Source organism: Amedibacillus sp. YH-ame6, from assembly GCF_053848845.1.
Genome location: NZ_JBSPEZ010000044.1, coordinates 1 through 4,664, shown reverse-complemented (window position 1 = coordinate 4,664; position 4,664 = coordinate 1). Strand labels below are relative to the sequence as shown.

At 34.3% G+C, this 4,664-nt stretch carries 4 protein-coding genes, 1 tRNA gene and 1 rRNA gene; 2 read left to right on the top strand and 4 right to left on the bottom strand.

Annotation, left to right across the window (positions count from 1 at the left end; all coding sequences use genetic code 11):
• From ACWG0P_RS15865 to ACWG0P_RS15855, 3 genes are all read right to left on the bottom strand, one after another.
• Positions 1 to 86: ribosomal RNA gene (locus tag ACWG0P_RS15865) — 16S ribosomal RNA — on the bottom strand; the annotation flags it as partial.
• Between the two features lie 290 nt (positions 87 to 376).
• Entirely contained in the window at positions 377 to 1,780 is a 1,404-nt protein-coding gene (locus tag ACWG0P_RS15860) for an MATE family efflux transporter (RefSeq protein WP_455802542.1), read from the bottom strand.
• On the bottom strand, positions 1,777 to 2,232 hold the full coding sequence (locus tag ACWG0P_RS15855) for a MarR family winged helix-turn-helix transcriptional regulator (RefSeq protein WP_455802541.1): 456 nt from the start codon (positions 2,230 to 2,232) through the stop codon (positions 1,777 to 1,779). The genes ACWG0P_RS15860 and ACWG0P_RS15855 overlap by 4 nt, the downstream gene beginning before the upstream one ends.
• A gap of 237 nt (positions 2,233 to 2,469) precedes the next feature.
• Here ACWG0P_RS15855 and ACWG0P_RS15850 point away from each other — a divergent pair, with 237 nt between their 5' ends.
• Both ACWG0P_RS15850 and ACWG0P_RS15845 read left to right on the top strand, forming a co-directional pair.
• The gene (locus ACWG0P_RS15850) at positions 2,470 to 2,880 is read left to right on the top strand and encodes a DUF6323 family protein (RefSeq protein WP_455802540.1); all 411 of its coding nucleotides are present in this window, start codon (positions 2,470 to 2,472) and stop codon (positions 2,878 to 2,880) included.
• Positions 2,877 to 4,229 carry a DUF6179 domain-containing protein gene (locus tag ACWG0P_RS15845; protein WP_455802539.1) on the top strand — a complete coding sequence of 451 codons (1,353 nt, stop codon included), beginning with the start codon at positions 2,877 to 2,879 and terminating at the stop codon, positions 4,227 to 4,229. Before ACWG0P_RS15850 ends, ACWG0P_RS15845 begins: the two co-directional genes overlap by 4 nt.
• A 33-nt stretch (positions 4,230 to 4,262) precedes the next feature.
• Here ACWG0P_RS15845 and ACWG0P_RS15840 read toward each other — a convergent pair.
• Positions 4,263 to 4,349: transfer RNA gene (locus ACWG0P_RS15840), tRNA-Leu, on the bottom strand.
• Positions 4,350 to 4,664 lie beyond the last annotated feature (315 nt).

Sequence of the window (4,664 nt, the reverse complement as noted above, 5' to 3'; positions counted from 1 at the left end):
CAAGCTTTCTAAAGACTTCGTTCGACTTGCATGTATTAGGCATGCCGCCAGCGTTCATCCTGAGCCAGGATCAAACTCTCCATTTGATTTAGCTCAGACGTTTTGCCAACGTCTTGTTTTTTTGTTTGTTTATCTGGAATATGATTATGTTCATATCTCATTGAAATCAACGTATTTCCTGTTCAGTTTTCAAAGACCGATTTGTTTTCACTCTCGTTGAGTGCCTGTTAATAATACTATACTAATTGTTCTCTGTCAATAACTTTTTTAATATTTTTACTCAAAATTCATATATAATTATTTCAATGTATTTAGAGGATATAAAAAGGATATCTCCCGCATCCTATAACCCTAAGATATCCTTTCACTTTATTATTTATAAAACCTCTGTATCGATTCTTTGTTCTTCCCTTTTACGCATCTTCTGTAATAGTTTTTTAAATTCTACTGTGAACAGAATCACAGTCGTTAAAATAGCCAACGTATCCGCGATTGGTTCTGCCAAGAAAACCGCCATCACTTTATCATCTATAAAACGTGGAAGAATATAAATCAAAGGAATCAAAACGATGATTTTGCGAAACATCGCTAAGAACGCTGAAGTTATCGCATTCCCTAATGCGATAAATGTCTGTTGGCATGCTAATTGTACACCCATGAGCGCAACCGCAGCCATGTAAATACGCAAAGCCCAAATGGTCAATTCCGCAAGTGCTGAATCATTCGTAAAGATGGATGTAAATATCTGTGGCGCTATCATTATGGAAGCCCATAATATAGAAGAATATGTAAAACAACTCACCAACAGTAGTTTAAACGTCTTTTTCACTCTATCCGCATTATTAGCACCATAGTTATAACTAATAATCGGTTGTGCACCTTGTGTGAATCCCATAAGCGGTAACATCGCAAACTGCATCACACTAGAAAGGATTGTCATCGCCCCTACCGCAAGGTCTCCTCCATAAGATAATAAAGAAGAGTTAAAGCAAAGAACCAGAACACTTTCTGTTGCCTGCATAATAAACGGCGCAACCCCCAATGCCATTGCAGGTGCTAAAACATGCCAATCAATTTTAAAGTTGGATACATGCAACTTGATAATAGTTTTCTTACCAGATAAGAAATACACTACCCACGCACAAGAAACACCTTGTGAAAGCACAGTTGCTAAAGCCGCTCCTTCCACACCCATATCCAATCCGAAAATCAGGATAGGATCTAGGATAATATTTGTAATGGCACCAATCACAACTGTCATCATACTCACCCTTGAAAATCCTTGTGCCGACACAAACGCATTCATACCCAATGTAAGTTGTACAAATATGGTACCTAGCGCATAAATAAACATATACTTTTCTGCATAAGGTAGCGTATTATCGCTCGCCCCAAACATACGCAATAAAGGCGTTTGAAACATCAGAACAATTACAGTAAGGATCACCGCCGTTATGACAAGTGCACTAAAACAATTTCCCAATATCTTTTCTGCACCTTCTTTATTATCTTTCCCAAGCATAATACTAGCCCTAGGCGCTCCTCCCATACTAACCAATGCAGCAAAAGCAGAAATCACCATAATAATTGGAAAACAAACGCCAACTCCCGTCAATGCCTTTGCACCAACTTCCGCAATATGACCAATATACATACGGTCTACCATATTGTACAACGCATTTACAACTTGTGATGTAATTGCTGGTATCGCCAGCATCACAAATAATTTTCCAACTCTCTCTTTTCCTAAATCAACTTCATTACCAACCTTCAATTTCATTCTTTTTCCTCCAACATACTTTGCATATTTTTATTGATTTTCATCATTGTTTCTAATAGCACTTGCAACTCCTCATCCGAAACACCCTTCCTTAAGATTTGCGCAAGCGCGTTCTTTTGTTCTTTGATTTGTTGAACAACACCTTCACTATTATCCTTAAGGAATACATGCTTGATTCTTTTATCGCTCCTATCTTCTTTCACTTCTATCAATTCTCTCTTCATTAGAGATTCCACACTTCTAGCAATTAATCCTTTTGAAATATTCAAACAAAATGCTAACTCTTTTGCTGTATTGATTGTTTGATTATTCGATAGGAAGATTAAAATATCTATTTCACTTGGCGAAAATTCATAAGATGATAAAGATTGAAAACATAGCTTTCCATATACTTTTCGAATCATCGCAAATTGTTGCAGCATCGTTTCTACACTACTCTTTCTTGTTTCCATACGCCCTCCATTAGTTCACATGTAAACTAATATACCATATTTCCTTATCTTAGACAAGAATGTCATATCACCTTTTTTCTTAAAATTATAAAATAAAAACAACAGATTTCCTCACGAATTTCTGTTGTTTTTCACTCTTTATCTAGTGTTATAATACCACAAAAACGCCTTTTTTTCAAGAGTTGTAATGCATCCATACAAATGGTATTACTTATATATGAAGAAAGGAAGTACTCCATGAACCCACTCATTTTATACCAAAACACCCAACTCGAATTACAAGAAACAAAAAACACCTTAGCCATGCGTGGTATCTCATTATCGAAAGAAGACATCCTATCCCTACAACAAACTATACTTTTCATTTGTAAAAAGCTCCACTGGATTGAAACAGATCACTCAAAACTAAATCAAATACTCGCTCCATTTCTAACATCCCCCTATATGTCCACTAACAATTATTTAGATATCTTAAAAAATCTCATAATTTCATATTATGAAGTGCGCAGTCGTTATCATCGTTTCGTTGAAGATACAATGATTTTAGATGCCATGGAAATGATTTATATAAAACGTGGTGGAACTTTGGATATCTACTATGTTGAAAAAGTCTTACATCAAGTCCAACGTATGAGAGGTACAAAATGAACAAGCAATCCCTTACTACTAACAAGCACACTCCTGAAGGAATCTACAACACAATTCTATATGCATACGAACAAAACAAAATTTCAAGCAAACGTAAACAAGAACTCATATTGGAATATAGAAGGATACTAAACTTTCTTGTTCTATCCTATACACATGAGTGTAGTACATCATTAAGCGAAGCAAAGTTCACCTATCTTATGCGTAGTATTGATTACATTTCACACCACGCTCCTATAAAACCTATTTTCAAACACTTAAACACTCATTCATTACAACAGATATATGATTTAGGTATACTACATTTACAAGAAGACACAAAGCAAATCGAACACCTTTTATACAAATTACAAAAGGAGTTATATATATTCCAAAACGAACGATATCTCGATGTTGTCTTTCACCAAATTCCAAATTATGTAGCACTTCTAAAAAACAAAGATGCTAAATTTCACTTCCACCACACAAAAGAAGATCTTGACTATCCCCTTTTGGACGGTCTCTCCTTATTCGCAAATATGTATCATAAGCGTGGTAGTGACTTTGTCCTTGAATATACAAAACGTTTATCACTTGAACAAAAATTCTGCACATTGTTTAAAGAAGAAATACCACCCCTCCTACAACAACACGTTTATCTTAGAGACATAAATCCTCATGATATACACATTAGTTTATTTGAACTAGTTTTAAATCAATGGATGGCAAATATGATTTTATTCCAAGAAGCAAAATTATCATTAACCAAACAAGATTGTATCCGTTTAAAACAGTTATTATCAAATAACACCTTCACTAAACGAATACATGATTTTATGTTACACTCTATAAAATCCATCGATATTAACTTAGTCCCTTACTTAGCCAAGCATAAAGCACTCATTCAATCAGAGTGGCATAAATTTATATATACTCCCTACAACTTATTCATTTATGAAACAACAGATGAGGATTCCATCACATTCCACCTAGAACAAAAGAATAGTGATGTATTTGAAATTCATTTAGCAACGTTATCTGCTATGCAGAATTTAGAAGATAAATTATCCTATATAAAAGTAAAGCAAATCGACATATACGATATGTTTGATTTGCTCGACCATGATATTTTTTATGATGATGAGTATACACATTATTTCAACACTCTTTCCAATATGGAAATTGGAATCTTTTTCAAATTATTGTTAGGTGAAATCACAAATTTGAATCCTACTTCATTTACTACATTACTAAATGATTTTGATCCAGAGAACGAATGGCAAACAAACTTCAAAAACTATTTACACAGTACAGACGAAGAATCAAAAGAAGAAATCTTCATATTTACCTCAAAACTAAAATTGATATAAAAAAGCTCCCATTTGGGAGCTACTTTATTAGCATGGTGCCCGAGGCCGGACTCGAACCGGCACAGTATTGCTACCGACGGATTTTGAGTCCGTTGCGTCTACCAGTTTCACCACTCGGGCGTGTGCTAGACTATTATAACGTATTTCATTCTTGAATGCAATTATTTTTTAAAGCAATTTGTATTTTTTTCAAGACCGTGAAGTGAAAAAGTTAATTCCACAATGATGAGAAAAAGTGGAATTAAGGTTTACAGAATAATCCACTTCATTAAGTGTGGAATTTTCTCTTACATTTCTGTATGATAAATATGTTTTCTTTGTGGTTTCAATTAGTCATGGAGGGCACCTATATGAATACCAAAGGTTCAAAACATTTAGATTTACAATATCGTAACTTTATTGAACAAGGTTTGAATAACAATTCTACCAAATCTG